28 protein-coding genes and 1 riboswitch are annotated in these 26,574 nt (G+C 29.1%); of the genes, 7 read left to right on the top strand and 21 right to left on the bottom strand.

Annotated elements, in window-relative coordinates:
* Window positions 1-101 precede the first annotated feature (101 nt).
* From DR024_RS07450 to metA, 5 genes are all read right to left on the bottom strand, one after another.
* Entirely contained in the window at window positions 102-1,523 is a 1,422-nt protein-coding gene (locus DR024_RS07450) for a HAMP domain-containing sensor histidine kinase (protein ID WP_027099370.1), read from the bottom strand.
* Window positions 1,524-1,529: 6 nt separating this feature from the next.
* The gene (locus DR024_RS07445) at window positions 1,530-2,225 is read right to left on the bottom strand and encodes a response regulator transcription factor (protein ID WP_027099369.1); all 696 of its coding nucleotides are present in this window, start codon (window positions 2,223-2,225) and stop codon (window positions 1,530-1,532) included.
* A gap of 88 nt (window positions 2,226-2,313) precedes the next feature.
* Window positions 2,314-3,666 (bottom strand): sodium-dependent transporter, encoded by a 1,353-nt coding sequence (locus tag DR024_RS07440; RefSeq protein ID WP_027099368.1) that lies wholly within the window; start codon window positions 3,664-3,666, stop codon window positions 2,314-2,316.
* A 111-nt stretch (window positions 3,667-3,777) separates the two neighbouring features.
* Window positions 3,778-4,779 (bottom strand): tyrosine-protein phosphatase, encoded by a 1,002-nt coding sequence (locus tag DR024_RS07435; RefSeq protein ID WP_027099367.1) that lies wholly within the window; start codon window positions 4,777-4,779, stop codon window positions 3,778-3,780.
* Window positions 4,780-4,791: 12 nt separating this feature from the next.
* A complete protein-coding gene (gene metA / locus DR024_RS07430; RefSeq protein ID WP_027099366.1) occupies window positions 4,792-5,715 on the bottom strand; it encodes a homoserine O-acetyltransferase MetA in 924 nt (307 codons plus the stop codon).
* A 131-nt stretch (window positions 5,716-5,846) separates the two neighbouring features.
* On the opposite strand from metA, the gene DR024_RS07425 reads away from it, so the two are divergent.
* From DR024_RS07425 to DR024_RS07410, 4 genes are all read left to right on the top strand, one after another.
* Window positions 5,847-6,869 (top strand): lactonase family protein, encoded by a 1,023-nt coding sequence (locus tag DR024_RS07425; protein WP_034866969.1) that lies wholly within the window; start codon window positions 5,847-5,849, stop codon window positions 6,867-6,869.
* A gap of 37 nt (window positions 6,870-6,906) precedes the next feature.
* Window positions 6,907-7,008, top strand: a riboswitch (purine riboswitch).
* 36 nt (window positions 7,009-7,044) lie between these two features.
* Window positions 7,045-8,772, top strand: a complete 1,728-nt coding sequence (ade, locus tag DR024_RS07420) for an adenine deaminase (protein WP_027099364.1) — start codon at window positions 7,045-7,047, stop codon at window positions 8,770-8,772.
* Window positions 8,773-8,957: 185 nt separating this feature from the next.
* On the top strand, window positions 8,958-9,596 hold the full coding sequence (locus tag DR024_RS07415) for a carbohydrate-binding family 9-like protein (protein ID WP_111918430.1): 639 nt from the start codon (window positions 8,958-8,960) through the stop codon (window positions 9,594-9,596).
* Window positions 9,597-9,710: 114 nt separating this feature from the next.
* Window positions 9,711-10,553: a patatin-like phospholipase family protein gene (locus DR024_RS07410; RefSeq protein WP_027099321.1), complete on the top strand. Its 843-nt coding sequence runs from the start codon at window positions 9,711-9,713 to the stop codon at window positions 10,551-10,553.
* On the opposite strand, the gene DR024_RS07405 is transcribed toward DR024_RS07410, so the two are convergent.
* The 5 genes from DR024_RS07405 to yidA all read right to left on the bottom strand — a co-directional run bounded on the left by DR024_RS07405 (window position 10,550) and on the right by yidA (window position 14,687).
* Window positions 10,550-11,272 carry a hypothetical protein gene (locus DR024_RS07405; protein WP_027099320.1) on the bottom strand — a complete coding sequence of 241 codons (723 nt, stop codon included), beginning with the start codon at window positions 11,270-11,272 and terminating at the stop codon, window positions 10,550-10,552. The two genes, DR024_RS07410 and DR024_RS07405, sit on opposite strands and share 4 nt — an antisense overlap.
* A 215-nt stretch (window positions 11,273-11,487) precedes the next feature.
* Window positions 11,488-12,615 (bottom strand): AI-2E family transporter, encoded by a 1,128-nt coding sequence (locus tag DR024_RS07400; RefSeq protein ID WP_027099319.1) that lies wholly within the window; start codon window positions 12,613-12,615, stop codon window positions 11,488-11,490.
* A gap of 23 nt (window positions 12,616-12,638) precedes the next feature.
* Window positions 12,639-13,193, bottom strand: a complete 555-nt coding sequence (locus DR024_RS07395) for a GNAT family N-acetyltransferase (protein ID WP_027099318.1) — start codon at window positions 13,191-13,193, stop codon at window positions 12,639-12,641.
* Between the two features lie 14 nt (window positions 13,194-13,207).
* Complete coding sequence (locus DR024_RS07390) at window positions 13,208-13,861, bottom strand: nitrite/sulfite reductase domain-containing protein (RefSeq protein ID WP_051196043.1); 654 nt, start codon at window positions 13,859-13,861, stop codon at window positions 13,208-13,210.
* Between the two features lie 19 nt (window positions 13,862-13,880).
* Window positions 13,881-14,687: a sugar-phosphatase gene (gene yidA / locus DR024_RS07385; RefSeq protein ID WP_027099316.1), complete on the bottom strand. Its 807-nt coding sequence runs from the start codon at window positions 14,685-14,687 to the stop codon at window positions 13,881-13,883.
* A gap of 116 nt (window positions 14,688-14,803) precedes the next feature.
* On the opposite strand from yidA, the gene DR024_RS07380 reads away from it, so the two are divergent.
* Window positions 14,804-15,715, top strand: coding sequence for a fused DSP-PTPase phosphatase/NAD kinase-like protein (locus tag DR024_RS07380; protein WP_172458929.1), 912 nt, complete (start codon window positions 14,804-14,806; stop codon window positions 15,713-15,715).
* Window positions 15,716-15,790: 75 nt separating this feature from the next.
* Window positions 15,791-16,414, top strand: a complete 624-nt coding sequence (ytaF, locus tag DR024_RS07375) for a sporulation membrane protein YtaF (protein WP_027099315.1) — start codon at window positions 15,791-15,793, stop codon at window positions 16,412-16,414.
* Between the two features lie 54 nt (window positions 16,415-16,468).
* Here the strand turns inward: ytaF and DR024_RS17670 are convergent, their stop codons facing one another.
* The 10 genes from DR024_RS17670 to DR024_RS07335 form a co-directional block, all read right to left on the bottom strand.
* A complete protein-coding gene (locus DR024_RS17670) occupies window positions 16,469-16,606 on the bottom strand; it encodes a clostri-philic family protein (protein WP_167539568.1) in 138 nt (45 codons plus the stop codon).
* Between the two features lie 59 nt (window positions 16,607-16,665).
* Window positions 16,666-17,289: a peptidylprolyl isomerase gene (locus DR024_RS07370; protein ID WP_034866946.1), complete on the bottom strand. Its 624-nt coding sequence runs from the start codon at window positions 17,287-17,289 to the stop codon at window positions 16,666-16,668.
* A 10-nt stretch (window positions 17,290-17,299) separates the two neighbouring features.
* Window positions 17,300-17,683 carry a DUF3785 family protein gene (locus DR024_RS07365; RefSeq protein WP_027099313.1) on the bottom strand — a complete coding sequence of 128 codons (384 nt, stop codon included), beginning with the start codon at window positions 17,681-17,683 and terminating at the stop codon, window positions 17,300-17,302.
* A 57-nt stretch (window positions 17,684-17,740) separates the two neighbouring features.
* Window positions 17,741-19,261: an FAD-dependent oxidoreductase gene (locus DR024_RS07360; RefSeq protein WP_027099312.1), complete on the bottom strand. Its 1,521-nt coding sequence runs from the start codon at window positions 19,259-19,261 to the stop codon at window positions 17,741-17,743.
* Between the two features lie 19 nt (window positions 19,262-19,280).
* Window positions 19,281-19,394, bottom strand: coding sequence for a rubredoxin-like domain-containing protein (locus tag DR024_RS18215; protein WP_341349980.1), 114 nt, complete (start codon window positions 19,392-19,394; stop codon window positions 19,281-19,283).
* 141 nt (window positions 19,395-19,535) lie between these two features.
* A complete protein-coding gene (locus DR024_RS07355) occupies window positions 19,536-20,315 on the bottom strand; it encodes an ABC transporter ATP-binding protein (RefSeq protein ID WP_027099311.1) in 780 nt (259 codons plus the stop codon).
* 2 nt (window positions 20,316-20,317) lie between these two features.
* Window positions 20,318-21,676 (bottom strand): FtsX-like permease family protein, encoded by a 1,359-nt coding sequence (locus tag DR024_RS07350; protein WP_027099310.1) that lies wholly within the window; start codon window positions 21,674-21,676, stop codon window positions 20,318-20,320.
* 104 nt (window positions 21,677-21,780) lie between these two features.
* The gene (locus DR024_RS07345; RefSeq protein ID WP_027099309.1) at window positions 21,781-23,376 is read right to left on the bottom strand and encodes a putative ABC transporter permease subunit; all 1,596 of its coding nucleotides are present in this window, start codon (window positions 23,374-23,376) and stop codon (window positions 21,781-21,783) included.
* On the bottom strand, window positions 23,369-24,082 hold the full coding sequence (locus DR024_RS07340) for an ABC transporter ATP-binding protein (RefSeq protein ID WP_027099308.1): 714 nt from the start codon (window positions 24,080-24,082) through the stop codon (window positions 23,369-23,371). Before DR024_RS07340 ends, DR024_RS07345 begins: the two co-directional genes overlap by 8 nt.
* A gap of 182 nt (window positions 24,083-24,264) precedes the next feature.
* Entirely contained in the window at window positions 24,265-25,107 is an 843-nt protein-coding gene (locus tag DR024_RS07335; protein WP_027099307.1) for a DegV family protein, read from the bottom strand.
* 132 nt (window positions 25,108-25,239) lie between these two features.
* Between DR024_RS07335 and DR024_RS07330 the strand changes: the two genes are divergently transcribed.
* The gene (locus DR024_RS07330) at window positions 25,240-25,917 is read left to right on the top strand and encodes a L,D-transpeptidase family protein (RefSeq protein ID WP_027099306.1); all 678 of its coding nucleotides are present in this window, start codon (window positions 25,240-25,242) and stop codon (window positions 25,915-25,917) included.
* Window positions 25,918-25,975: 58 nt separating this feature from the next.
* On the opposite strand, the gene DR024_RS07325 is transcribed toward DR024_RS07330, so the two are convergent.
* Complete coding sequence (locus DR024_RS07325) at window positions 25,976-26,488, bottom strand: PaaI family thioesterase (protein WP_034866943.1); 513 nt, start codon at window positions 26,486-26,488, stop codon at window positions 25,976-25,978.
* Window positions 26,489-26,574: the final 86 nt, after the last annotated feature.

Genomic DNA, 26,574 nt, shown 5'->3' with positions numbered 1-26,574 from the left:
TAAAAAAGGTAGGAGATATTTATTTCCTCTATACTTAAGGTAATGAAATTAAAATTTTATACTGGTCTAAACGTTAAAAAGGTCCTGTACCCAGGACCTTTTTAGTATTTATTCATTCTAATATAAAATATAGTTTTGTCATCATTTTTTCTTTTTACTATAGAAATTTCACCATTATGGTTTTCTACTATTTTCTTAGCAATAGATAATCCTAATCCAGAACCACCATCGCTTTTTCTGCTAGAATCTCCTCTTACAAAAGGATCAAAAAGTGTATCTTTTATATCATCCGGTATTCCTACTCCATTATCTGAAACTTCTATAACAATAGATCTCCCCAAATCCCTAAGCTCTATTTTTAACCTAGTTCCTGATGGATTATACTTTAAAGAATTATCTATTAGATTACTAATAACTCTCTTAAACAATCTCTTATCTATCTTTAACTCTATTACTATTTCTGGAATATTTACTACCAGATCAAATTCTCTTTCACTTATTTCATCAAAGTATTCAGCAATTAACTGCCTTAAAAACTCACAAATATCTACAACTTCTAATTTTAGCTTATACTGAACACTCTCTAACTTTACAAACTCAAAAAGGTCATCTACTAATTCCCCAACCTTTTCTGATTTGTTGTATATAGTTTTATAGTATCTCTTTCTTTGTTCCTCTTCTTCTATAAGATTTTCATATAATGCTGCTGAAAATCCTCTTATTGTAGTAATAGGTGTTTTAATATCATGAGATAAGTCTATTAACATTCTTGTTTTGCTTTCTTCAAGTTTTTTGTTTTCTTCTCTACTTGCTTTAAGCTTATCAATTAAATAATTAATTGTATCACTTATTACTATAAACTCTTTCTCCCCATCTAAAACTAACTTTTCTTCATAATCACCTTCTATAACTTTTCCTAATGCATTATCTATTTTACTTAATGGCTTCTTAAACTTCTTAGCCGTCCAAATACTGTAGGCTACAATACTAATTATAAAAAATACTAGTGCTATACTTATAACCTTTATATAAAGTTTAAATAATGGCTTTCCTAAACTATAGGGTACAGAAAATATATTAATAGCTAAAGAAACTTTATCTTCTGGTACTCTAATCAATATAGTTTTAAAATCATTATCCTCTTCTACTGTGTCAACTAACACAAAATATCTTTCATCTTCATCACTCATACTAATTGCCTGCAACAACTCAAATTCAGAGTAAGAATCCTTTAACAATTCATATTTGGGTACTTTCCCCATCCTATGAATAACATTTCTTTTACTATCTAAAACTTCAATAAAACCTTCAAGTTTTATTAATACATCTTCATTTAACTTAGAGTAATCATCATATTTACCATGAAGCAAATCTAATACTGGCGCCCCTCTGTCCTCCATAGACTTGGACATTTTATATCCTAAATAGGTGTATGCTAAGAAAAATATACTAGCTAATATTATTACAAATGTAATATAATTTTTAAATAAAGAGATTAAGAGTTTATCATTTCTTTTTCTCATAGTACTCTACCTTTTTTCGAACTTATATCCAAGACCCCTAACAGTCTTTAAATATACAGGATTTCTAGAGTCCTCCTCTATCTTATCCCTAAGTCTACTAATATGCACCATTATAGTATTGTCACCACTTAAGAACGCTTCATTCCACACTGCTTCAAAAATTTGATTCTTTGTTAATATTCTACCTGCGTTCTCCATCAAGTACTTTAATATTCCATACTCTATAGATGTTACTTCTACTTCTTTTCCTCTAACTATAAGTTTTACATTATATGTATCTAATTCTATATCTCCTATAACTATCTTAGGAGAAGCATTCTGTTTAGCGCTTAATTTATATACCCTTCTTATCTGAGCATTAACTCTAGCTACTAATTCTAAAGGATTAAATGGTTTTGTAATATAATCATCTGCACCTAAATCTAGGCCCAATATTTTATCAGAATCTTGATTCTTGGCTGATAGCATTATTATTGGTATATTGTATAGTTTTCTTATCTCTTTAATCACCTTATACCCATCTACACGAGGCATCATTATATCTACAATTGCCAAATCAAAATTAGTATCGTTTTTTACTTTTTCAATGGCTTCTTGTCCATCACTTGCTTTTACCACACTATACCCTTCTTTTCCTAAGTATAGCTCTATTAACTCTAATATTTCTTTTTCGTCATCACAAATTAATATCTTATAATCCATTTTATCTCCCCTACTTCCACGATAAAGCATAAATAAAGAAAAGTCCTACTATGGACTTTTCTTTATTATACAATATCTTACACATTTGTTAAACGAAACTTTTAACAAATACTATTAATATTAGAATAGGTGTAACATACTTTATTACAAACGTCAACAAACTAACTACTTTTTGATTTTTTAATCTTCCTTTATTAGTTAATTGCTCTATTATAAAATCTTTTGATACCCCATATCCTAAAAGAAGTATCACTAGCAACCCATTAATAGGCAATAATATGTTAGAAACAAACTTGTCTAATGAATCAAATATTGTAAACCCAAAAATCTTTATATTTGCTAAAACTCCATCTGGATTAGCTGATAATGCAGCTAGTGAACCAATTAAAACAATAATTAAAATATTTATTATTATAGATTTTTTTCTTGAAATTTTCAGTTCTTCAGTAAATAAAGCTATAAGAACCTCTAATAAAGATATAGTTGCCATAGTTGCTGCCATAGCGGCTAATCCAAAGAAGATTATTGATAAAATACTTCCTCCTGGCATTTTTGCAAATATTAATGGCACGGTATTAAATAATAATCCTGGTCCTTCAGTTGGAGCTAGTCCAAAAGAAAAAACTGCTGGAAAAATAGCAAGTCCTGCAAGCAATGATACCCCAGTATCAGCTATAGCAACCTTTCCTGCTGTTCCGATTAAATTATTATCTTCAGTAAAATAACTGCCGTATGTTACCATAGTACCTGTTCCTACAGACAACTTAAAGAAAGCTAATCCTAAGGCTGATAAAATTACACTTACTGTTACCTTAGAAAAATCTGGCTTTAATAAAAATTCTATACCACTATATGCACCTGGAAGAGTTAAACTTCTTAATACGCATAGTATTAATAGTCCCATTAATATTGGCATAAGTACTTTGGTTAACTTTTCTATACCACTTTTAACTCCCATACCTAATATAGAGCCTGCAACTACTAAAACTATAACCTGCCATATAATCGGCGAAATAGGTCCTAAGCTTGTACTGTTAAAAATTTGTGCAGCCTCTTCTGCTGTAACTCCTTTAAGTACACCAAATAAGGCTTTAAAAACATATGAATACACCCATCCTGCAACTACTGTATAAAAAAATAGCATACAAAATGTTGATAATACCGCTATATATCCTATTGATTTAAACCTTCTCTTATCTGTAACTTTTGATATAGCTCCACATACATTTTTTCTTGTTCCTCTACCTACTATAAATTCGCTTATTAATGTTGGTAAACCAATCAATAATACACACCCTAAGTAAACAATTATAAAAGCTGCTCCTCCATTTTGACCTACAACATACGGAAACATCCATATATTACCTAAACCTACAGCTGAACTTAAGGTAGCAAAAAACACAGTAAGACTAGATGAAAATTTTTCTCTCTTCTGTTCCACGTAATCCACTCCATTTTCTTTAGTATAATTCAAATTATATATTAAAAATTGGAGTAATTATAATATTTTTATTTAATTTTGTCAAATTTTATTCTTTATTGTAACAATATTCTAATAAAGATATCTTTTCTTTAATTCTCTTCTCTTTGTCTTACTTAATCCATACTCTACCTCTAAGTACTTATCTATGTTTTCATATTTATCCCGTATTTCTTTAAATGACGCTTCTATATATTCTCTTCTTACTTCTAGCATCATATTTAATAGCTCAAAATGTTTAGGATTATTAGATAACTTTTTTATGGATTTAACTATTTCTTCATTTTTACTCTTTCTATATTCATTACTTAATAAATAATCCTTAATTACAGTTTCTTCTGGAACTCCAAGAATTAATAAGATAAGTGCAGAAGCAAACCCAGTTCTATCCTTTCCAGCAGTACAATGAAATAAAATAGGCATTCTTTCTTCATTTTCCATACAATCTATTAATTCTTTATAAGCAAGATTATTAAAAACAGCACTTCTATATCCATTCATAAGAAACTTCTTTCCATCAAAATGCTCTAAATAATTTTGATTAAAAATAGATATCATATCAAAGTTTCCATTATTATTATCTAACTCGGACATACCAGAAATATTTATATATTTAAGCCCTTCAATATAAGGATCAGGTGAAGATAACACCTCGCCCTTAGACCTTAAATCCAAGATTGTTTTTATACCTAAAGCTTTAAAATATTCAATATCTTCTTCTGTTAAATCTGATAATTTATCTGACCTATAAAATGTGTTCCATTTAACTCTTCTGCCATCTATAGTTCTATATCCACCTATATCCCTAAAATGATGTACTCCTACAAAGGGAAGTATTTTTTCTCCAACTAATTCAGAATTGTACCCCTCAGATTTTAAAAGAAATAATAATCTTCTTTTATTATCTGGATCTGTAAATATAACCTCATTACTATTCTCAATTCTTTCTATTAATAGTTCCTCATCATCATTTTCTAAATATATTTTTACAAGGGAATTTTTAGGTTCCTCCCATGTTATTTTCAATTTATTATTAGCTAATCGTATGCACTTTGCTTCTTCAAAATACTTCATAATTATTCCTCTTTAATCATTTCTAATATCATTAATATTAAATGGTGTATTTTGATATACACAATAATTTAACCAATTTGCAAATACTATATGGGCACTGCCCCTCCAAGACATCGCTGGCTCTAAAGTTGTATCATCATTTGGAAAATAATTTTCAGGAATACAAATTTCCAATCCCTTTTCTTTATCCCTAAAATATTCATCTTTTAGGGTTTCTCTATCATACTCTAAATGTCCTGTAATAAATACCTTTCTATAGTCACTTGTAGAAACAATAAATACTCCCGCATCATCAGATTCTGAAAGTATTTCTAATTCCTTAACCTTTTCTATATCCTTACTCTTTATTTCTGTATGTCTTGAATGTGGTGCAAAAAAGGTATCATCAAGCCCCCTTGTTAATTCAACATTTTCCTTTAACACCCTATGAGCAAAAACCCCAAACATCTTATTTTCTAATGGATACTTTGGCACTCCATAATGGTAATATAACCCTGCTTGAGCTCCCCAACATATGTGTAAAGTTGAATAAACGTTGCTTTTACTCCACTCCATTATTTCCTTTAATTCATTCCAATATGCAACATCTTGAAATTCCATCTGCTCAACAGGTGCACCTGTAATTATTAATCCATCAAACTTCTCATTTACAACCTCATCAAAATAGCTATAAAACTTATTTAAATGCTCTAATGGCGTGTTGTGAGATGTATAACTTTTAGTTTGTAGTAACTTAATTTCCACTTGCAATGGAGTATTGGACAAATATCTTAATAATTGATTCTCAGCTTGAATTTTCTTAGGCATTAAATTTAAAATTGCTATTTTTAATGGTCTTATATCTTGTGTTTCTGCCCTTTCATCATTCATTACAAATATATTTTCCCCACTTAATACTTTGTATGCTGGTAACTCCCTATTAATTTTTAATGGCATAATGTCATCCCCCTTTTTATTTCTTTGATATAATTACTACCATAATAAAACTATTATATCTTCCAAGAAGTGGTTATACAAATCATTTCCTTTTATGATATAATTATATGGAAATATTTGGAGGTGATTGCATGAATAAAACTATTTTAAAAGGTTTTATTGGAACTTATACAAATACGGACAGTAGAGGAATCTATAATTTTGAATTTGATTGTGAAAACAAAGTTTTTAAAACACATGCTTTAGCTTATGAAATCGAAAAACCATCTTATCTAGCTGTAGATAAGGAAAATAATATTTTATATTCAGTTTCTAAAGATAATGATTTAGGAGGAGTAACTTCTTTCAAAATAAAAGAAAACCTATCTCTTGAAAAAATAAATTCTGTTCTTGAAACAGAAAATCCACCTTGCTATATTAATTTTTCTAATAAACAGGGCTTAATTTTTACTGCAAACTATCACCATAATAAAATTAATGTCTATCCTATTGAAGATGATCACAGAATAGGTAAACCCATAAAGACATTAACCCACACCAATAATACCCCTCATATTCATTATGCCAACCTTGACCTAGATGAAAACTTTCTTTTAACAGTAGACCTAGGACAAGATTATATTAATCTCTATGAGATTAAAGAAAATGATTTTATTGAAAGAGAAGATTTAAGAGTAAAATTTAGTAAAGGTTGTGGACCTAGACATTTAGCATTTCACCCAAATGGTAAATTTATCTATGTTTTAACTGAATTATCTTCTGAAATAGCCTCATTTCAATATAATAAGGGGTATTTAAAGCTAATAAATATACTTTCAACACTGCCAAACAAATATACTGGGGTAAAATCTGGAGCTGCTATACATATTCATCCAAATGGCAAATTTATTTATACTTCAGATAGAGGAAATAACTCAATAGCTTGCTTTAAAATAGATAATGCAACTGGATCCTTATCATTAGTAGAGCATAAGCCTACCTTTGGATCATGCCCTAGAGATTTTGCTATAAGCGAGGACGGCAAATATATACTTATTACTAATCAAGATTCCTCCTCTTTGGTTATTTTCGAAATTTCTGAAGACACTGGTAGATTAATTAATCATGTTGGAAGTATAGAGGTCCCATCCCCTGTTTGCATTAAATTAATATAAGTATAATTTTACCTTTGACATAATCCATCTCTGTAGTTATAATCAGAAACAATATCAACCTATAAGCTCAATAATATGGTTTGAGCGTATCTACAATACTACCGTAAATAGTATTACTAGGCTAATTAAGTATATATGCCTCATGGGTTGAATAAAATTAATAGAGGTGGATTATATGAACAAATTTAATTTTATTGAACAAATAAAAGGGGCAAATAAAAGTATCCCTTGTGATTTAGTAATAAAAAACATATCTATAATTGATGTCTTTGGACAAGAAACCTTCATTTCAGATGTAGGGATTAAAAATGGGTATATTGTTGGAATTGGAAAATACCATGGAAATGAAATTATCGATGGTACTGGCAAGTATATATGCCCTGGTTTAATAGATGCTCATGCTCATATTGAATCTTCCCTAACCACTCCAGTTGAATATTGCAAAGCTGCCCTTCTTCATGGTGTAACTTCATTAATTGCCGATCCCCATGAAATAGCAAACGTTCTTGGATTAGATGGTATAAAACTTATGCTAAAACTAAGTGAAGGACTACCCTTTAACTTTTTCTTTATGCTTCCTTCTTGCGTACCTGCAACTTCTTTTGAGAATTCAGGTGCAATTTTAACAAGTAAAGATCTATCTAAACTCTATTCTAGTGATGGAGTATTAGGGTTAGCAGAAGTTATGGACTTCCCTTCTGTAGTTAATTGTGAAGAAGATATGATTAATAAATTATATGATGCTAAAATTCTTAATCTTAGAATAGATGGACACGGTGCTGGATTAAATATAGAAACTCTTAATGCTTATTGTACTGCAAATATAAGAACTGACCATGAATGTCATCTGGAAAAGGAAGTAACTGATAGAATTAGACGTGGAATGTATGTACTAATTCGTGAAGGTACTGTAGCTAAAAATTTGAAGGAATTAATAAAGATTGCTTCAATAAAAAATAGCCGAAGACTTTGCTTCTGTACTGATGATAGACACATAGATGACTTAATATTAAATGGTTCTATTGATAGTTCTATTAGATATGCAATAAAGACAGGTTTAAATCCAGAAACAGCTATTCAAATGGCATCACTAAATTCTGCTGAATGTTATAAACTGAATGACTTAGGCGCTATTGCTCCTGGCTATAGAGCAGATTTTATTATTCTAAATAATTTAGAAAACTTCCAGATTCAATCAGTTTACAAAGATGGACAACTTGTTGTGGATAATGGTATCCTTGTTGAAAATAATATACCTACCCCTAAAATTGAAACAACAAATAGTTTAAATATAAAGGTTCTTTCAAAGGATAAGCTAGATATTACACTATGTAACAAATCCATTATTAATGTAATTAAAGTAATTCCAAACAAGCTAGAAACAATACATTTAAGAGAACCTATTTCTTCTCTAAGTGATAAATTTATTCCTGATATAGAAAAAGATCTACTTAAAGTTGCTGTTATAGAGCGTCATAAAGGAACTGGAAATATAGGGCTTGGAGTTATTAATGGAATGAAATTAAAAAGCGGAGCTATTGCAACTACTATAGCTCATGATTCCCATAATCTAATAGTAGTTGGAACAAATAATTCAGACATGCTATTTGCAATTGAAAAACTAAAAGAAATTGGTGGAGGAATTATTGTTGTTGAAGATGGTAAAGTACTTTCTTCTATAAAGCTAGAAATTGGCGGGTTAATTACTAACCGCTCTATTGATTCAATAATGAATGATTTAGAAAGACTTCATAATTCTATAAAAAAGATTGCTCCAACAATAAACTTTAACCCATTCTTAACTCTTTCATTTTTATCTTTACCTGTAATTCCAGATATAAAGATTACTGATAGAGGAATATTTGATGTTAAGAAATTTAATTTTATAGATACAGCAGAATAAGATTTGTGTTAATAGTGAATTGTTATAAGGGTTTCAATATCTTGTTACTAAATATCCATTCAACTTTTCACTATTAACCAATTAATTGACTTACCTTTACATAAACACTATTATTATATTTATTTTATTGGTATAATTTCCTTATAATACAATTTTATTTTGGTGATTTTAGGGGGATTGTTTTTATGTACGTTATAAAAAAGGTTAATTCAGAAAATTTTGATTCAAGCACTTGGGATAATATTGAAGCTATCAATATTAATAACTATCCATGGGACACTACTGGATATATGCCTAAAACCAAAGTTCAACTTTGCTACACAAATGAAGAAATAAGAGTTAAATTTACCTCTTGTGAAGAAAAAGTTAGAATTGAAGTTAAAGAATTTAATGGACCTTCATGGTATGATAGCTGTGTAGAATTCTTTTTCTTACCTGAACCTGAAAAAGATAAAAGATATTTTAACTTTGAAATAACTGCTAGGGGGAACCTTTTACTTCAATTAGATGACAAACCGCCAGTAAGACATTGTATGGATTATATAACCCCTAATTATTTTGAAATAAAAGCAGATGTTAATGATAAAAATATTAACGACTTTGATAACTTTAAACCTTGGACTATAGAATATAAAATACCTTTTGACTTTATAAAGGCCTTTTTCCCAAGTTTTGAAGCTAAATCAGGTAAAATTATAAAAGGAAACTTTACTAAGTGTGGAGACAAAACAACTACTCCTCACTTTGGAACATGGGCAGATATCACAGTTCCAGAACCTGCATTCCATGTACCTCAATTCTTTAAGGAAATAGTTTTTGAATAATTTTAAAGCTATCTAGTTTACCTAGATAGCTTTTATTTTGTTCGTGCATTGATTTACTGTTAAAAAAAGTATATAATTCCTGTATTGAATTTTTTTTACACTTAAGGAGGAGTTATGCCAAGTTTAATTTTGGAAGGTGGTACCTTTAGACCTATATTTAGTGCCGGAGTAATGGATGCTTTATTAGATAATAATATTATGTTTCCTTATTGTATAGGAGTTTCTGCTGGTATTACAAATGGGGTATCATATATATCAAAACAAAGGAAAAGAAACCTTGATATACTTATAACATATAGAAATGATAAACGATATTTGGGACTAAGAAATTTTCTAAAATGTAAAAGCCTTTTTGGATTAGATTTTGTTTATGGAGAAATTCCAAGTAAACTATCTCCTTTTGATATGGAAACTTATCAAAAATATGAAGGAAAAGTATTAGTTGGCGTTACCAATGCTATAACTGGTAAGACTGAATACTTTGATGGAAAAGAATTAGATGATAAATGTTCAATTTTAAGAGCTACTTGTGCTATTCCACTATTCTTTCCTGCAATTAAAATTAATAATAGTTATTACTATGATGGGGGGATATGTGACCCTGTTCCAATAAAGAAAGCTATTGATGATGGTAATGAAAAACATTTAATAGTGCTTACAAGACCAAAAGAATACAGAAAAAAACTTAGCAAAGGAAATATTATAGTTTCAAAGCTATTTAGAAAGAAATATCCAAATTTAAAAGAACCTTTATTAACTAGACATAATCATTATAATGAAACTATTCGTTTTTGTGAGGAATTAGAAGCTCAAGGAAAAGCCGTAATTATAAGACCCACTTTAGAACAATCTATTGAAAGCTTCGAAAAAGATGTTAACAAATTAAGAGAGGGTTATAATAACGGCTATAAAATGGCTATAGAAAATCTTGATAAAATTAAAGAATTATTTAACTAACATTGCTTAAAGGGAATATTCTTTAAAGCAAAACTATATAGGAATGGATATTCTTTTTCAATATATTTCATATAAACTATCCATTCCTTAGTTAAATATTTATATAACCTTAAAATATCGCTGTTTAAATGAGATATATCTTCACTTGTTAAATCCACCTTGCTTTTTCTAAGCTTTATCTCACTATGTAAGTGTACTGCTGCTTGTAATAAATCTGTAAAAATATCATGTTCATCTAAGTATGGATTCTCTATAAATCTAAATAATGTCTCTTTATTCTCATTTAGATTAGTATAAATATCCTCTATATCTTCTTTATTAAAATTTAATTTACAACTATATCTTTCAATTCTTTCCTTTATCTCATTAAAATCCTTTATAATACTATCCCCTATTTTAGGTATAACAGAGCACAATTCATCACAACCATTGTCTCTTTTTGCAATTGTCCTTAACAGTTGATTACCAACCTCTTCGAAAAAAATCTCAATTAAAAGGTTTATCTTTTGTAATTTATGCTTCTTTTCTCTTTTTTCTAATGCTCTTTCAATAATTAATACAGTTACTAATACTTCAATTGGAATAAAAGCCAAATCCTCTGTAAAAAACATTCCTATATGGTGTAAATCTTTAAAAATAGCATAATTAATTAAATATAATATTAAAGATGCAACTATTAGTGCTAATATAAACTTAAACATATACCTGTCTTTTTTCATAACATCACTCCTAAAAACACTTCAATACTATTGTTTCCAGAAATAAATAATTAATTAAGAAAAAAGTGGAGTGGATATTTATTTTGCTTGTTACATAGCTACGCTCCAAGAAAGTAAAACGCTTATCCTTTCTTATTCAAAAAGAAACTCTACAAAAACTGCAGAGTCTCTTTATTTCCATTCTTACCTCGTACCTCATAACTAGTAACTTTTACCTAATCTATGTCTTCCACCTTTATGTTTTTTTCCTTTAACTTACTATTAGTTATAGTTGAAAGTAAAGTATACAACACTCCAAATAAAGGAATTCCTATTAATATACCTAAAATACCAAATGTACTTCCACCTACTGTAATAGCAAGTAATACCCAAATTGCAGATAATCCAATAGAATTTCCAACAACCATAGGATAAATTAAGTTTCCTTCTATCTGTTGAATTACAACTATAAGAATTACAAACCATACTGCTGTCATTGGTTCAACCATGAAAATTATAAATGCAGCAGGTATTGTACCTATTAATGCCCCAAATATAGGCACTAATGCTGTTACACCTATTATTGTACTTACAAGTAAGGCATATGGCATACTAAAGATAGTCATACCAATAAAACATAATCCACCCAATATAACAGCTTCAATACATTGACCTGTTATAAACTTAGAAAACTTATCATGTGATATTCTAGCTACTTCCATAACCTTATTTGCTTTAATTCTATCAAAAAATGCATAAAGAATTTTCTTTGCTTGTATTCCTAACTTCTCTTTACTTAAAAGAATATATATAGCTATTAATATTCCCATAAAGAAATTAATTATTGTTGATGTAACCCCAACAGTTATATCTACTACTTGGCTAACAAGACTTCCTGTAACCTGTCCAACAACTTTTATTATATTTTCTCCCATAGATAAAACCTGATTCCAAAGTTCATCAAAAACTTCAGTTTTACTGAAATGTTCTGCCATAAACATTTCTAGTGTTTTAACGTAATCAGGTATGTTCTTTACCAAAGTTGATCCACTTTCTACAAGTTGAGGAATTATAAATAGTACTAGCCCAACAACAATTGCTATTATTGTAATAATAGTTAATATTATTGCCAAAGGTCTACGCTTTTTAGGTTGCTTTATAACCTTATCTAAAACCTTCTCTTCATAAAATTTCATTGGTATATTAAGTACAAAAGCTATACATATAGCTATTAAAAATGGCTTTAACATTCCCATTGTAGAACCAAATATGTTTCCTACAGATTTAATATTTATGAATATAAAGGCTAGTACAACTACATAGGTAGCTAATAACAAATTAGATTTAAATTTTGGATCTTTCATATTACTCACTTTATCATCTCCATCTAACTAAATCTCTTCACCAATACATACCTTCTTAATCCACCATACTTAATTTTATCTTTAGCTATTTCATAGCCTAAATCTAAAAATGTATTTACACTATAAGGATTATACGGTGAAGCAGTGGCACTCATAATTAAGGTGCCATTTTCTTTTGCAATATCTTCTAATAACTCACATATTATCTTTTGTAGCTTGTTGCCTCTAAAGCTTTCTTTTACTAATGTTGATTCAATTTGTCCTACCTTTAATAGTTCCTCTCCATTAATTCCAATATCATAGCCGTAGTTATCTTCATCATAGCCTAATTTGCAATATACACCTATAGCTATAAGATCGTCATCTTCAGTAACACATCCAATTATATTTCCTTTATTAGATATAAATTGTAAGAATTCTTCCTCCTTACTTGGAAAATATAACTCTTTATTCTCAAGTCCTTCAACAATTTCATCTTGAAACCTCATAATCCTATTAATATATGATTCATCAAGCTTCTTTAATATTCCTTGTATTATCTTACCATCTTTCCTCTTTAAATTAATTTTCTTAATCATATTTCTCTCCAACTCTATTTCAAAACACTTTTCTTAAATTCTTCTATTCCTATTCTATCAATAAAAAAGCCTAACTTCTCTCCCATTTCTGCATTTTCTATATAATAGTTAAAGATATTGTCTATTATTTCTAAAGCCATCTTCTCATCAACTTTATCTACTATTATATCCGCTATCCTAGGATTATAACCTGCCGAACCTCCTGCTGTAACTATGAATCCATCCTTATCAGCTATTACCCCTACATCTTTACTATAGACACTTCCGCAGGCATTTCTACAACCTGCTACACCTATCTTACTTCTACAAGGCATACTCATCCATTGATATTTATTTAATAGCTTCATTCCAGTTCCTATAGTATTAAACTTAGATCTTTTACAGAATCCAGCTGGACATATCTCTACATTTTTAACAGAATTCTGTTCCTTAACTGCTGGCTCCATTTCTAGTTCATTCCATATATTTTCTAAATCTTTTTCTTCAAGGTTTGTTATTAATATTCTTTGACCTGATGTTATCTTTATTACTCCGTTGTATTTTTTAACAACCCTTGCTATTTTCTCTAAAGTTTCAGGCAGAATAAATCCTCCAGGAATATGTGGTGTTATACCATATTTTCTTTTCCCATTATAAATCTTTTGTAGATTACCATATTTATTAGGCACCTTCTCACCTCTTACTATTCTATTTTAGAATAAATTTTTTAACAACTTCAGCAACACCGTCTTCGTTATTGCTCTTTGTTATATAGTTTGCTGCTTCCTTTACATTACTATGCCCATTTTCCATAGCCACTCCAAGTCCTGCGAACTCAATCATATCTAAATCATTTCCAGCATCCCCTACAGCTATTATTTCATCTTTATCAACATTTAAATAATCTGCTAATGCTTTTAAGCCTAACCCTTTATTAGACTCTTTATTTATTATTTCAAAGAAATATGGAGTGCTCTTTGCTAAATTATATTTTTCTCCAACTTCCTTTGGAAGTTTCTCTATTGCCTTATCTAATACATCTGGTTCATCTATAAGCATTATTTTTATAATGCTTTCATCTTCTGATATTTCATTAAAGTCACATATATTTATATCTATTTTATTAATCTCAGCTTCTACTTCAGTATACTTACTATTTTTAGGAGTTATTAGCCCTCTTGTTGGAGAAAAAGCATGTATATTAACTCCAAACTCCCTTGCAAAATTATAAATATAGTGAAGATCACTTCCCTTTAGTCCTTTTTCCGAAATTATTTTTTCACTCTTAGTTTCTTGAACTAAACACCCATTGTAGCTTAATACATATTCATTATCATCTACTAATCCTAATTCATCTAAATATCTTCTTAATCCATCTATAGGTCTTCCAGAAGCTAGTACAACCTTTACCCCTTTTTTCCTTACTGATTGAAGTGCTTTTTTAGTCACCTCTGTAATAATCTTATCATCATTTAATAAAGTTCCATCCATATCTAATGCTATAATCTTGTACATCAATTTCCATCCTCCGTTTATTCATTAAGCTTAACATTCTATGTAATTATATCATAATTTTTCACATGTTATGGAATACTAACTATAGATTTTATAAAGAGAAAGTAGGTAATTATATGAAAAAATATTTAAAGATTATATCTTCAATTCTAATATTTTCTTTATTATCACCATTATCTATTTCTGCTAAGGAAGTAGAACAAGTCTATTTATCACTTGATTATGAAAATACAGACTCACTTCCACATAATTTTAGGAAAACTGCTGATTTATCTAATGTTATAAAAGGTGGTGGAAACACTACAGGACTTGAAAACCTAAATATATCAGGTAGTTATCAATTCACTTCACTCTCATTCTTAAATTTAAAAAAGAATATCAATACAAAAAATGAATTTTGGGATATAGATTTAAGACAAGAATCACATGGGTTTATTAATGGTAATGCTGTAAGCTGGTATGGTCCTGGGGATAAAGCTAATGCTGGTCTTAATTATAAAGAAGTTATCGCTAAGGAAGCTAAGCAATTGTCAGAAATTCCTTTTGGTAAATCTATTACTTTGGACAATGGAAAGCATACATTAATACCAACAGTTGTTGAAAATGAAAGTAAACTAGTTTCATCAAATAATGTAAAATATTTAAGAATAGCGGTAACTGACGGTGATAGACCTACTGATGAATCAGTAGATCAATTTGTAAAGTTCGTTACGCATTTACCTAATAATTACTGGCTTCACTTTCATTGTAAAGAAGGCATTGGTAGAACAACAACTTTTATGTCACTCTTTGATATGATGAAAAATTCTAAAAATGTAAGTTTAGATGATATTATAAAAAGACAGTTTCTATTAGGTGGTTTTAACTTATTTAAACCAGGAGATGAAAATAAAAGAGTTTTATTCCTAAGAAACTTCTATAAATATACCAAAGAAAATAATGATAATTTCAAAACAACTTGGAGCGATTGGATTAAGCAAAATAACATAACTCCATATACATCAACTACAGAACTCCCTAAAAATTAGGGAGTTCTTCTTGTAACTAAAGTAATATTTTAATCATATATATACTAATAACTAGAAATTTGTCGAGGTATATCTATGATAGAATCATTATTATTAGTTTCTTCAATTTGTATAGATGCTTTTGTGGCTAGCATGGCATATGGAAGCAATAAAATAAAAATCCCTATCATTTCCTCTATAGTCATTAGTATTGTTGGCTCTGTAATTTTAGGAATATCATTATTTATTGGTGGATTAATAAAAGACTTTTTACCAGGAACACTTCCTATAACCTTAAGCTTCTCTATACTAATGGTTTTAGGTATATATAGATTATTCGAAAGCTTATTTAAAACCTATATTCAAAAACACTTAAATAAAGAAAAATCCTTTTCTTTTAGATTATTTGATTTTAATTTTATATTACAAGTTTATGCTGATGAAACAAAGGCTGACCTTGATAAATCAAAAGAACTATCAGTTAAAGAATCCCTTTATCTTGCTATTGCCCTTTCATTTGATAGCTTAGCTGTTGGATTCGGTAGTAGTTTAGCAGGTAGTGCATATATACAAACCATTTTATTATGTTTCTTAATAGGTTTTCTTGCTGTTATAGTAGGTAGTTTTATTGGTAAAAAATTAGTTGAAAAATCAAATATCAATTTATCCTGGCTTTCAGGGGTAATACTTATGGTTTTAGCTATAAGTAAAATTATCTAAAACAAAGAAGCTATTGTAAAATAGTTATTTACTTTACAACAGCTTCTTTATAAATTATTTCAATTGTTCACCATTATGATTTTCAAAAAATGATGGTTCATTTTCATTTCCTACATTGTTTTGATTTTCATGTAGCTTTTGTCTTCTTTGTCCTTTTTGTGGACCATTATTTGTTCTCTTATCAGCCTTCATAAATATCACACTCCTCATAAATATTATTTCAAATATCCATAAAATTTATGAGGTGAATATTATAACTTTTCTGGCTCTGGATAATTAGCCCCTTTAGTATCAACTCTTATTTCTTCTATAACTATTTCTTTTTTAGGAGTTTCACCTGATACTTCAGCACCTTCTATTTTGTGAACTATGTCTAATCCTTCTATAACCTTACCAAAACCTGCATAACTTCCATCTAAATTACTAGCCTTTTTAGTAACTATAAAGAACTGACTTCCTCCACTATCCTTATCTTTTGCTCTAGCCATAGATAATACACCCTCATCGTGTTCAAGTGTATTATACTTATATCCATTTCCCTTAAACTCTCCTCTTATTGAATAACCTGGACCTCCAGTACCATTGCCATCAGGATCTCCACCTTGTATAACAAAATCTTTAACTATCCTATGAAAGGTAATACCATCATAAAATCCATTGTTTGCAAGAGAAATAAAATTATTTACTGTATTAGGAGCATATTGAGGATATAATTCAGCTACTATAGTACCATAATCTTTCACTTTAATTGTTGCTATTGGCAAGTCCTTCGGAGCTGCTACCTCTTCTCCCCATTCTTTTACACCGCAACCAACTAACATAAATGATATTGTCATTAATATTATTAATACTTTCCCTAATCTACTCTTTCTCATAGTTATTCTCCTATATTTCAAACTCTTCTATTTCAATATTAAAAGCTCCACATCCTGCACATACAATAATACTTACTATGTAACTATTATCTACTAAACCTTCTCTTTCAAGTCTATTAAAAGATTTTCCTTCTTCCTCAACAGCTAAACTATTGGTTACATATTTGCCATCTTTAGTATATATGTAAAAATGATATTCTAAGAACTTATAAGCTCTTTCATTTTCAACTTTTTCACCACCACAGCTTTCACAACTTAAAGAATAATATGCTTTTTCAAAATCAACATTTCTATCTTTTATCATATTAATAATAGTTTCTTCACTAATATCTTTTATAGGATTATTTTCATCATTAAAAAATCCCTCTAGTTTTTCATTTTCTAAAGTAACCATATTTAACGCCCCTTTACATATTTATTCTAATATTATATCCTCTTATGGCAAATAAATCTATTTTATCTTAGGATTAATTTTATTTTCTCCACATTTATATGGTTTTAAAGCTTCTGTTGCAGGTCCTTCTAACACTTCCCCTTTATAATTAAATCTTGATCCATGGCAAGGACAATCCCAAGTTTTATCAGTATTATTCCATGTTAATTCACAACCTAAATGAGTACATGTAATATCAACTATGTAGACGTTATGTTTACCTTCTTTATATGCACCATATCTTCTTCCATTTAAATTTATTATCTTACCTTCTCCCTCTTCTAGATGAATTTCCATATCACCTATTTTCAGCTTTCCTTTTACATAATTATAGGCAACTTCCATATTAAACTTTACAAAATCCTTTGATAAAAAAGCTTTTCCTCTTGAAGGATTAAATGTGTCTTTATACTTAGACTCACTTGAAACTATTAAGTCTGATATAATAATTCCAGCAAGAGTTCCATTTGTATTTCCCCACTTTCTGAAGCCAGTTGCTACATATATATTTTCATTTTTGCTATTTAAATGTCCTATATAAGGTATATAATCTGGTGTAAAATAATCCTCTGCGGACCACTCATATCTATAATTTTTTATTCCAAACTTCTCTCTACCATACTCCTTTAATACTTCATAATGATTAATATTTTTATCATCTCCCATTTTATGAGTATCACCAACAATAAGTAATAAATGTTCGTTTTCCTTATTCATATAATGTAAACTTCTACTAGGGTCTTCTACATTTACATACATTCCTTCAACAAATCCTTCTGGAACATCTCCAGCTACAGCATATGTTTTCTTAGGCTCTAACCTAGAAAAAAAGAAGCCTTCTCCATCATAAAAAGGGAAATGTGATGCTAAAACCAATTGTTCACACTGTACCCATTTTCCTTCTCTAGTTTGGAAAGAACACTTTTCTCCACTTTCTACTTGAGTAACAGGGCTATTTTCATATATTTTTCCACCTTGCTTTACTACTAAATCTCCTAATCTATCGCAATACATTTTTGGATTTATACTTGCAACGTTATTAAAGGCAACTGCCCCTTTACTTTCTATTGGAATAGGTAGCTCATCTACAAAATCACAATCTATCCCAAGTTCCTTACAAACTTCATACTCTTCTTTCAGTTCCTTTAGCCCTTCATCTGTTTCTGCAAAAACATAGGAGGTTCCCTTCTCAAACTCACATTCTATATTATTTTCTTTCACTATTTTTTCTACAAATTCTATAGCTTCTTTATTCCCCTCATAATAACTTTTTGCTCTTTCTAAATCGTATTTTTTCTTAATTTTAGAATATATAATATTATGTTGTGTTGTTACCTTACCTGTATTTCTTCCTGTACATCCTTGTGCAACCTTATTTGCATCAACCAAAACTACTGTCTTACCTTTTTTAGTTAATAAATAAGCTGTAGTTAACCCAACAATTCCTCCTCCTATAATGCCACACTGACAGTCTTCACTGCCTGATAATGGTCCATAAGTTCTTCCTTCAGATGAATCTATCCAATATGATTCTCCCATTTTTATCCTCCTATCATAATTACTCATATTCTTTTGTACTAAAATCCATATAATATTCTTGAAGATATGAACAAACGAGACATATTAGATGATATTCTTTACCTTCATATATATAACCACAATTTGTACACATCCATTTTATTAGCTCATTTCTTTTGTTTTAGTATCTTTCAATTCCATAAAAAACACCTCATTTATCCTTAGTATTTCAATAACAATTAAGTATTATTCCTTTAATTGCTATTGTAAACTTTTGAATAAATGAGGCTTAATATCACTTTCTACCCATTCCCATAAATAAATTCTTATTTTCTTTAGTTGTTACTTCAACTATATCATAGAAAAAATCCATCTGACTTTTGTTACCTTTTTCTATTATTTCTTCTATTTTACCATCTCTCAAAAACACCAATTTCTTTGTATAGCTTGCAATCATAGCATCATGTGTTACCATTACAATTGTCTTTCCTTCTGTTTCATTTAGGTCCTTTAAAAATTGTAATAATTCATGGGATGTTTTAGTATCTAGATTTCCAGTAGGTTCATCTGCAATAATAACTTTAGGTTCTGTAACCAATGCCCTTGAAGCTGCTGCTCTTTGTCTTTGCCCTCCAGAACATTCTTGAGGATATTTATCCATCTGATCTTCAATACCTAACTTCTTGGATATCTTGTCTACTTTATCTTTAATTACCTCTTTAGATATTCCATCTAAAACTAATGGAACAGATATATTTTCTCTTAAGGTTAAATTATCAAGTAAATTAAATTCTTGAAATATGAATCCTATATTTTTATATCTATATTCTGCTATCTTTCCTTCTCTTAATTCTCTTATATTCTCTCCATCCAAGTAAACCGCTCCTTTACTTGGAGTATCTACTGTTCCTATCATATTTAACAGCGTTGATTTTCCAGAGCCTGATGGTCCCATTATACCAACAAAATCTCCTTCCTTTACACTTAAACTTACTCCATCCAATGCTTTTATTTGCCCTTTACTGCCATATACCTTAACTAAATTTTTTACCTCTATAATCTCAGATACTAACATATTTATACCTCCCTAATAGCTTTAAAGATAATATTTTTATATCCCCAAATAGAAATTAATCCACTTAAAACAAAAACTCCGAAGTAAATGAGAATAATAAGTATTCCAAAGAACACTCCTATTCCGCCACTTAACATATTACATATTAGTACCCCTAATATTTGTGGTATAGGAATTATTAATAATAGTCCATACAAAAATATTACTTCTTCATCTACTATCCTTTTTATTTTATCTCCTGTATACCCAATTAAAAACAATTGCTTAAATATCCTTTTCCTATTTACCCCCTCAATAAAAACCTTATAATTAGTAGCTAAGGCCATTATGGATACTGTTATAACAAATGTAATTAAAGTAATAATTTTTTCATATTCCATTAAATCTTTATCAGCCATGAAATTAATTAAAATAACACTTGAAATTATAGATACAATAATTAAAAATTTCACTTTTCTTAAGGAATACAGTAAGTTGCTTAATGATTGTAGTTGAATCTCTTTATATAAATATTTTTCCTCTTTTATGTTTCTAACCTTTTCTGGAATAAAATCTTTGAGTATATATAATATTCCAATTATAGATAAGAATGATGTTGTTATTACAATTTGTGATTTATTATCAATATTTATTGGTAATAAAAGTGCTAACATAGGTAATATATAGATAAAAGTAACGATATAATTTTTTCTTCTTTTTCTCTTCTCATTATCCTTTTTCTTAGGAAATCCATACCAACCAGAAAAACCGCCTGCAAGCTTAATGCTTTCTTCTAAATCCTTTGTTCTTGTTATTGGAATATCTATTGTATTTGACTCTTCTTTAATTAAATCTATTATTTCTTTCCTATAGGCATACCCCATATCTACTAGTATCATAAATACAAATTGAATAATAATTATTAGTGATGTTAAAAGAAAACCCAAACTACTAAATGCATATGGATTTACCTCTAACCCAGCACTCTTATAAACAATTGTGTTTATAAGAGGCATTATGCCTACTCCAGCTAGTAATCCAAGTATTATACCTATAATGCATATAATCATATTTTGTATAGTTAATATGAATCCAACGTTGTAAACAGACCTACCACTAAGTATTGTTATTGACAGTTCCTTAGCTTTTCCTGATATAAAATACATATTAGCAAAGGCTATCAAAAATAGAGATACCAATAAAATTATTACTGTTAACAAAGAAAATGTTCCATAATGATCTTTACTAACAAAATCGCTGTTATACAACAAGTTAAAAATATTAAAAATCACCATAATTGCAAATACCATTGAAACAATATAAAAAATACATTGTTTAATACTTTTAAAAAGCATCCTTAGTGAAAACTTTATACATCCCATATTCCCCACCTCTTAATGTTGTATTTATTCCCATTTACTAAATTGTACACCAGCTTATAAAGAAAAGGAATAAATTTCAATAAATTTATTCCTTACACTTTATCTTATAACTTTTTAAAATATTCCTGTCCTTTAGTATTTAAAATACGTACTGCTAATGCTACCAATATACTCTCTATTACTAATGATATTATCATAAACATCATGATATTAACTGATGGTAATAACTTATATACTCCAAATCCTATTCCTACAGGGATGATTGATAAAAATAATGTTATAGTTACACTAATAGTATTTTTAACTGCTTGTATTTCTTGTTTCCAATCAAACTTTGGATAAAGAATGTTTATGAAAAGCCCTGAAATAGCTATAAATGCATTATAAACACTTGCAAATACAATTATAAAAATAGTATCTATAATTGATAAACTCAATCCAAATGAAATAATTAGAGTGCTTATTACTATAGCAGGTATGCTTAATATTAAGCTCATTGATACCTTTGCTTTAAATATATCCTTTATATCTATAGGTAAACTTTTTAATATCCAAAGATTTTTACCTTCTATTGATATAGAGGATGGAGTTGTAGATGCCATTCCAGACATTGCACCAAACATTGCTGCTACCGCTAGAACTATTACTCTTCCAGCGCCCTTAGATATCATGCCTAATACTTCATCCCCTGAAAATACTGATACTACACTCATTATTACTAGCATAGCTGTTATTCCCAAAGTATTAAAAACATATGAAGTTGAAGCAAAGTATCTCTTAAACTCTTTATTTAGTAAAGTCTGATACATACCTTTTTGCTTTAATTTTGATATCTTATAATTAGATTTTTGATAACTTTCTCCTAGGTTAGAATTTATTTTCTTAAAGCTTCTACTAAATATAAATACAAATAAAATAAATGGAACTATAGAAATAGCTATAAACTTTAATAAATTACCTACATCTCCATTAATTAATGAAGATGCAAACCAAGCAGATGGAATATATGCCTTTTCAAAAATATTTTCTATACTACTTGCATTCATCATTAAATAAGACATAAAATCTTGAGCCTTCAATGAACCTATAAAGATTACTATTATTACACCAATCATACCTACGCTATATATAATCTTGCTAAATCTAAACTTTGAAGACATAATATTAAGAATAAAAGCTACTATAGACGCTAGTATTATAGGTATTAGAGGCAAAATGACTATTCCTACTATCATATATAAGAAGCAACTTATACTAGCTGTACTTTTTATATAATAAACAATTGTAGAAGGTATCATAACCAATGCACTTATACCAATATTCAATGATAGTAATTCTATTAGCTTACTTGCTAAAATAGTCCTTGAGCTTAATGGTAATGATAATAAAAAATCTAGGTCCTTACTGCCAAAGATTGTGCCATCCGCTTTGAATATTGAAAGCATAAATATAATCAATACAGTTATTAGGGAAGCTATCATTGGTAATAAATGTACTAAGTTAATTTGAGCTAAAGCCTCTCCTATTATTTCTGCATAAACTGTTGCCATGATTATTACTGATATAGCTATAACTAGCATCATTCCAAAACTCTTAATACTTTTGCTTTTATCTTCTTTTGCTATTTTTTTATTAATTACTGCATTTAATCCAAAGTTATTTATATAATTTATTTTTAATAATCTAAACAAACTATTCATTATCAATCAACTCCATAAACACATCTTCTAAGGAACTTGTACCCTTAACTTCATCAACAGTACCATATGCAGCTATCTTCCCATCCTTTATAATGGCTATTCTACTACATAGTTTTTCCACCACCTCTAATACATGACTTGAGAAAAATATAGATGCTCCCTCTTCACATATCTCCTTCATTATTCCTTTTAAAGTATGAGAAGCCTTTGGGTCTAACCCAACAAAAGGTTCATCAAGTACTAATAATTTAGGCTTATGAATTAATGCAGATATTATTGCTAACTTTTGCTTCATACCATGTGAGTATGATGATATTAAACTTCCCAAATTATTAGTTATCTCAAAGGCATCTCCATACTTTTTTATCAACTCTTCTCTTTGAGTTTCTGACACTCCATAAACATCTGCCACAAAATTTAAATACTGTATTGCTGTTAATGATTCATATAAATCTGGATTATCAGGTATATATGCCATAATCTTTTTACATTCAATTGGATTATCCTTTATAGACATTCCATTTATTAATATATCACCCTCATCAAATTCGTTTATTCCAACAATTGATTTTATAGTTGTAGTTTTACCTGCCCCATTGTGTCCAATAAAGCCAAATATTTCTCCCTCTTTAACCTCTAATGAAATAGTATCTACTGCTCTTTTATTACCTTTGTATATTTTAGAAAAATTATTTATCTCTAACATAATTACCCCTCCACTTATCTGTTATATATAATATATAACAACACTATCAAAACTTCAATATAATTATCATTAAATTTCATACTTTTCTAGATAATTAAAAGGCAGGGTAGGTATTTATTCCCTTCGTACTTAAGGTAAGAAAAAAGAAGGAAAATTGCAAAGCAATCTTTCCTTCTTATAATTTATTCTTCTAATATGCAAACTCCCAGCGCTCCTGGTCCAGTATGTACTCCCATAGTGGCTCCTATCATCTCTAATGATATATGAGATATATTTGTATGACTTTTTACACTTTCATATAAGGCCACAGCTTCATCGTGTGAAGCACCACTTAATATCCAAACCTTGCATCTAGCATTCTCTAAACGCTCATGGATAATTGATCTTAACTTGGATATTGCTTGTTTTCTACCTCTACACTTACCCCATGAATATAATTCCCCTTCTTCATTTGCGGAAATTATTGGCTTTAAATGTAATATTTCACCTACTGCTCCTGCTACTCTACCTATTCTTCCACCTTTTCTTAAAAATTCTAAAGTGTTTAAAGTAACATATGCATGTAGTTTTGTTTTTACTTCATGTAGCTTGTCTATTATTTCTTTAGGAGTTAGTCCTGCTCTTATCATCAAGGATGCTTCTAACACCAATGCTCCAACCGGGAACCCTAAGGTCTTACTGTCATAAAAATGAAAGTTTAATTCTTTGTGATCTTCCACCAATAACTTTATACTATTTAGAGTACCAGATAACCTGCTTGAGACTGTAATTACTATAACATCTGTATACCCCTCTTCTTTTAACCTGCATACTAAGTTTTCCGTATATTCTAAATCAGGTAGAGAAGTTGTTGGAATTTCCTCACTTAATGACTTATATAACTCATCATGTGTAATATTTACTTGATCCAAAAACTCTTTATCTTTGTAAATAATTCTAAAAGGTAGCATTTCTACATTATTATCTCTTCTTGTCTTTTCCCCTAAATCACAACTGCTATCAGTTACTAAAGCTATTTTTTGCAACGGCTAATCCTCCTTAGTTATATCTCTCTTTTAGAATAACACAATATGTTTACGTTAACAATTATTTTCCACTGTATATTTTTTTACATTTTTTCTAATCTTATATATATATAAATATAAAAAGGTGATTATATGAAATTTAAAATATTTTGTTGTTTAGTAATTATTTTTATAACTTTATTTATGCCATCTTACATTTATGCCTACGATACTACTCTAGAAAATAAAGACTATATAATCTTTATAGACATTAATGAGTTATCACTTTCACTACTTGATAAAGAAACAAAGATATTAGTAAAAAAATATCCAGTTGCTATAGGAAAAAAAGAAACTCCATCTCCAATAGGTAATTGGAGAATAACTAGTAAAGCTTTAAAGGATGGTCCCTTTGGTGGATACTGGTTAGGCCTAAATGCTCCTTGGGATACTTTTGGAATACATGGCACTAGCAATCCAGGATCAATTGGTAGCTTAGCATCTAATGGCTGCATAAGAATGTTTAATGAAAATATAAAGGAGGTTTTCTATGCAGTTAACTATGACACACCTGTTATTATTTATAGCGGTCCTAGTTGGCTATTTTCACCTTATGCTAGAGATATAAAACCAAATGATAAAGGTACTGATGTTTACTATGTTCAAAGGACTTTAAAATATTTGAATTATTATTCTGGTACTGTAGATGGTATTTATGGATATCCTTTAGAATTATCAGTCAGAAAATATAAGGAAGATCATCAAATGGATGATACTCCAATAATAGATAAAAGTTTTCTAGACTCTATTGGGTTATATAAATTTGAATAAAAAAGTGGTGGATATTTACACTTAAGGTAAGGAAGAGAGGTATTACCCTCTCTTTAATTTATAATTCAATTTCAGTTGGATCGTTATCTTTTAAATTAGGAAACCATTCTTCACTAGTCTCCTCGTTTGTATCAAAATTAGCTATTTTTTCAATAGGCATTTTTATATACCTTCCCTTTGCAGTTACTGCAACATCTCCATTAGGTAATATAATTTCTCCTGTTCCTTCAAACATTCTATTAGTTTCTTTGGTTATTCTTCCAACTATCTTTATTTCTCCTTCTAACGGTACTGGTTTTCTATACTTTGTTGATAGTTCTATTGTTACTCCCCATAAATCAGGATTATTAATTGCAGCTGCCCTTCCTATAGTTTCATCTAATAAAGCAGCTGACACACCTCCATGTCCTCTTCCCGGGAAGCTTTGGTGCCCCTCTTTAAATTTACATATACCTACTAATTCTCCATTCTCTAATTCATAAAAGTCTGTTTTTAATCCTAAATTATTCTCTGTTCCACAAACAAAACACATTTTTCCTACATTTTGTTTCTTTAAAACTTTGTATTTCATATGTAACCTCCCAAAAAGTAATATAATAACATTATATCATTTTTGTTTGACAATCAAAATACATAAGACTTTTTATATTATGGCTT

It is taken from the genome of Clostridium paraputrificum, from assembly GCF_900447045.1.
Lineage (GTDB): Bacteria > Bacillota > Clostridia > Clostridiales > Clostridiaceae > Clostridium > Clostridium paraputrificum.
This window is presented reverse-complemented; position numbering and strand designations above follow the sequence as displayed.

Coding starts and splice junctions, on each gene's coding strand:
- DR024_RS07410 (WP_027099321.1), top strand. CDS start 9,711: ATGCCAAGTTTAATTTTGGAAGGTGGTACCTTTAGACCTATATTTAGT.
- DR024_RS07350 (WP_027099310.1), bottom strand. CDS start 21,676: ATGGGATGTATAAAGTTTTCACTAAGGATGCTTTTTAAAAGTATTAAA.
- yidA (WP_027099316.1), bottom strand. CDS start 14,687: ATGTACAAGATTATAGCATTAGATATGGATGGAACTTTATTAAATGAT.
- DR024_RS07425 (WP_034866969.1), top strand. CDS start 5,847: ATGAATAAAACTATTTTAAAAGGTTTTATTGGAACTTATACAAATACG.
- DR024_RS07435 (WP_027099367.1), bottom strand. CDS start 4,779: ATGAAGTATTTTGAAGAAGCAAAGTGCATACGATTAGCTAATAATAAA.
- DR024_RS07345 (WP_027099309.1), bottom strand. CDS start 23,376: ATGAATAGTTTGTTTAGATTATTAAAAATAAATTATATAAATAACTTT.
- DR024_RS07405 (WP_027099320.1), bottom strand. CDS start 11,272: ATGAAAAAAGACAGGTATATGTTTAAGTTTATATTAGCACTAATAGTT.
- DR024_RS07340 (WP_027099308.1), bottom strand. CDS start 24,082: ATGTTAGAGATAAATAATTTTTCTAAAATATACAAAGGTAATAAAAGA.
- DR024_RS07355 (WP_027099311.1), bottom strand. CDS start 20,315: ATGTTAGTATCTGAGATTATAGAGGTAAAAAATTTAGTTAAGGTATAT.
- ytaF (WP_027099315.1), top strand. CDS start 15,791: ATGATAGAATCATTATTATTAGTTTCTTCAATTTGTATAGATGCTTTT.
- DR024_RS07325 (WP_034866943.1), bottom strand. CDS start 26,488: ATGAAATACAAAGTTTTAAAGAAACAAAATGTAGGAAAAATGTGTTTT.
- DR024_RS07370 (WP_034866946.1), bottom strand. CDS start 17,289: ATGAGAAAGAGTAGATTAGGGAAAGTATTAATAATATTAATGACAATA.
- DR024_RS18215 (WP_341349980.1), bottom strand. CDS start 19,394: ATGTGTACAAATTGTGGTTATATATATGAAGGTAAAGAATATCATCTA.
- metA (WP_027099366.1), bottom strand. CDS start 5,715: ATGCCATTAAAAATTAATAGGGAGTTACCAGCATACAAAGTATTAAGT.
- DR024_RS07445 (WP_027099369.1), bottom strand. CDS start 2,225: ATGGATTATAAGATATTAATTTGTGATGACGAAAAAGAAATATTAGAG.
- DR024_RS07330 (WP_027099306.1), top strand. CDS start 25,240: ATGAAATTTAAAATATTTTGTTGTTTAGTAATTATTTTTATAACTTTA.
- DR024_RS07395 (WP_027099318.1), bottom strand. CDS start 13,193: ATGATTAAGAAAATTAATTTAAAGAGGAAAGATGGTAAGATAATACAA.
- ade (WP_027099364.1), top strand. CDS start 7,045: ATGAACAAATTTAATTTTATTGAACAAATAAAAGGGGCAAATAAAAGT.
- DR024_RS07415 (WP_111918430.1), top strand. CDS start 8,958: ATGTACGTTATAAAAAAGGTTAATTCAGAAAATTTTGATTCAAGCACT.
- DR024_RS07380 (WP_172458929.1), top strand. CDS start 14,804: ATGAAAAAATATTTAAAGATTATATCTTCAATTCTAATATTTTCTTTA.
- DR024_RS07365 (WP_027099313.1), bottom strand. CDS start 17,683: ATGGTTACTTTAGAAAATGAAAAACTAGAGGGATTTTTTAATGATGAA.
- DR024_RS07360 (WP_027099312.1), bottom strand. CDS start 19,261: ATGGGAGAATCATATTGGATAGATTCATCTGAAGGAAGAACTTATGGA.
- DR024_RS07400 (WP_027099319.1), bottom strand. CDS start 12,615: ATGAAAGATCCAAAATTTAAATCTAATTTGTTATTAGCTACCTATGTA.
- DR024_RS17670 (WP_167539568.1), bottom strand. CDS start 16,606: ATGAAGGCTGATAAGAGAACAAATAATGGTCCACAAAAAGGACAAAGA.
- DR024_RS07450 (WP_027099370.1), bottom strand. CDS start 1,523: ATGAGAAAAAGAAATGATAAACTCTTAATCTCTTTATTTAAAAATTAT.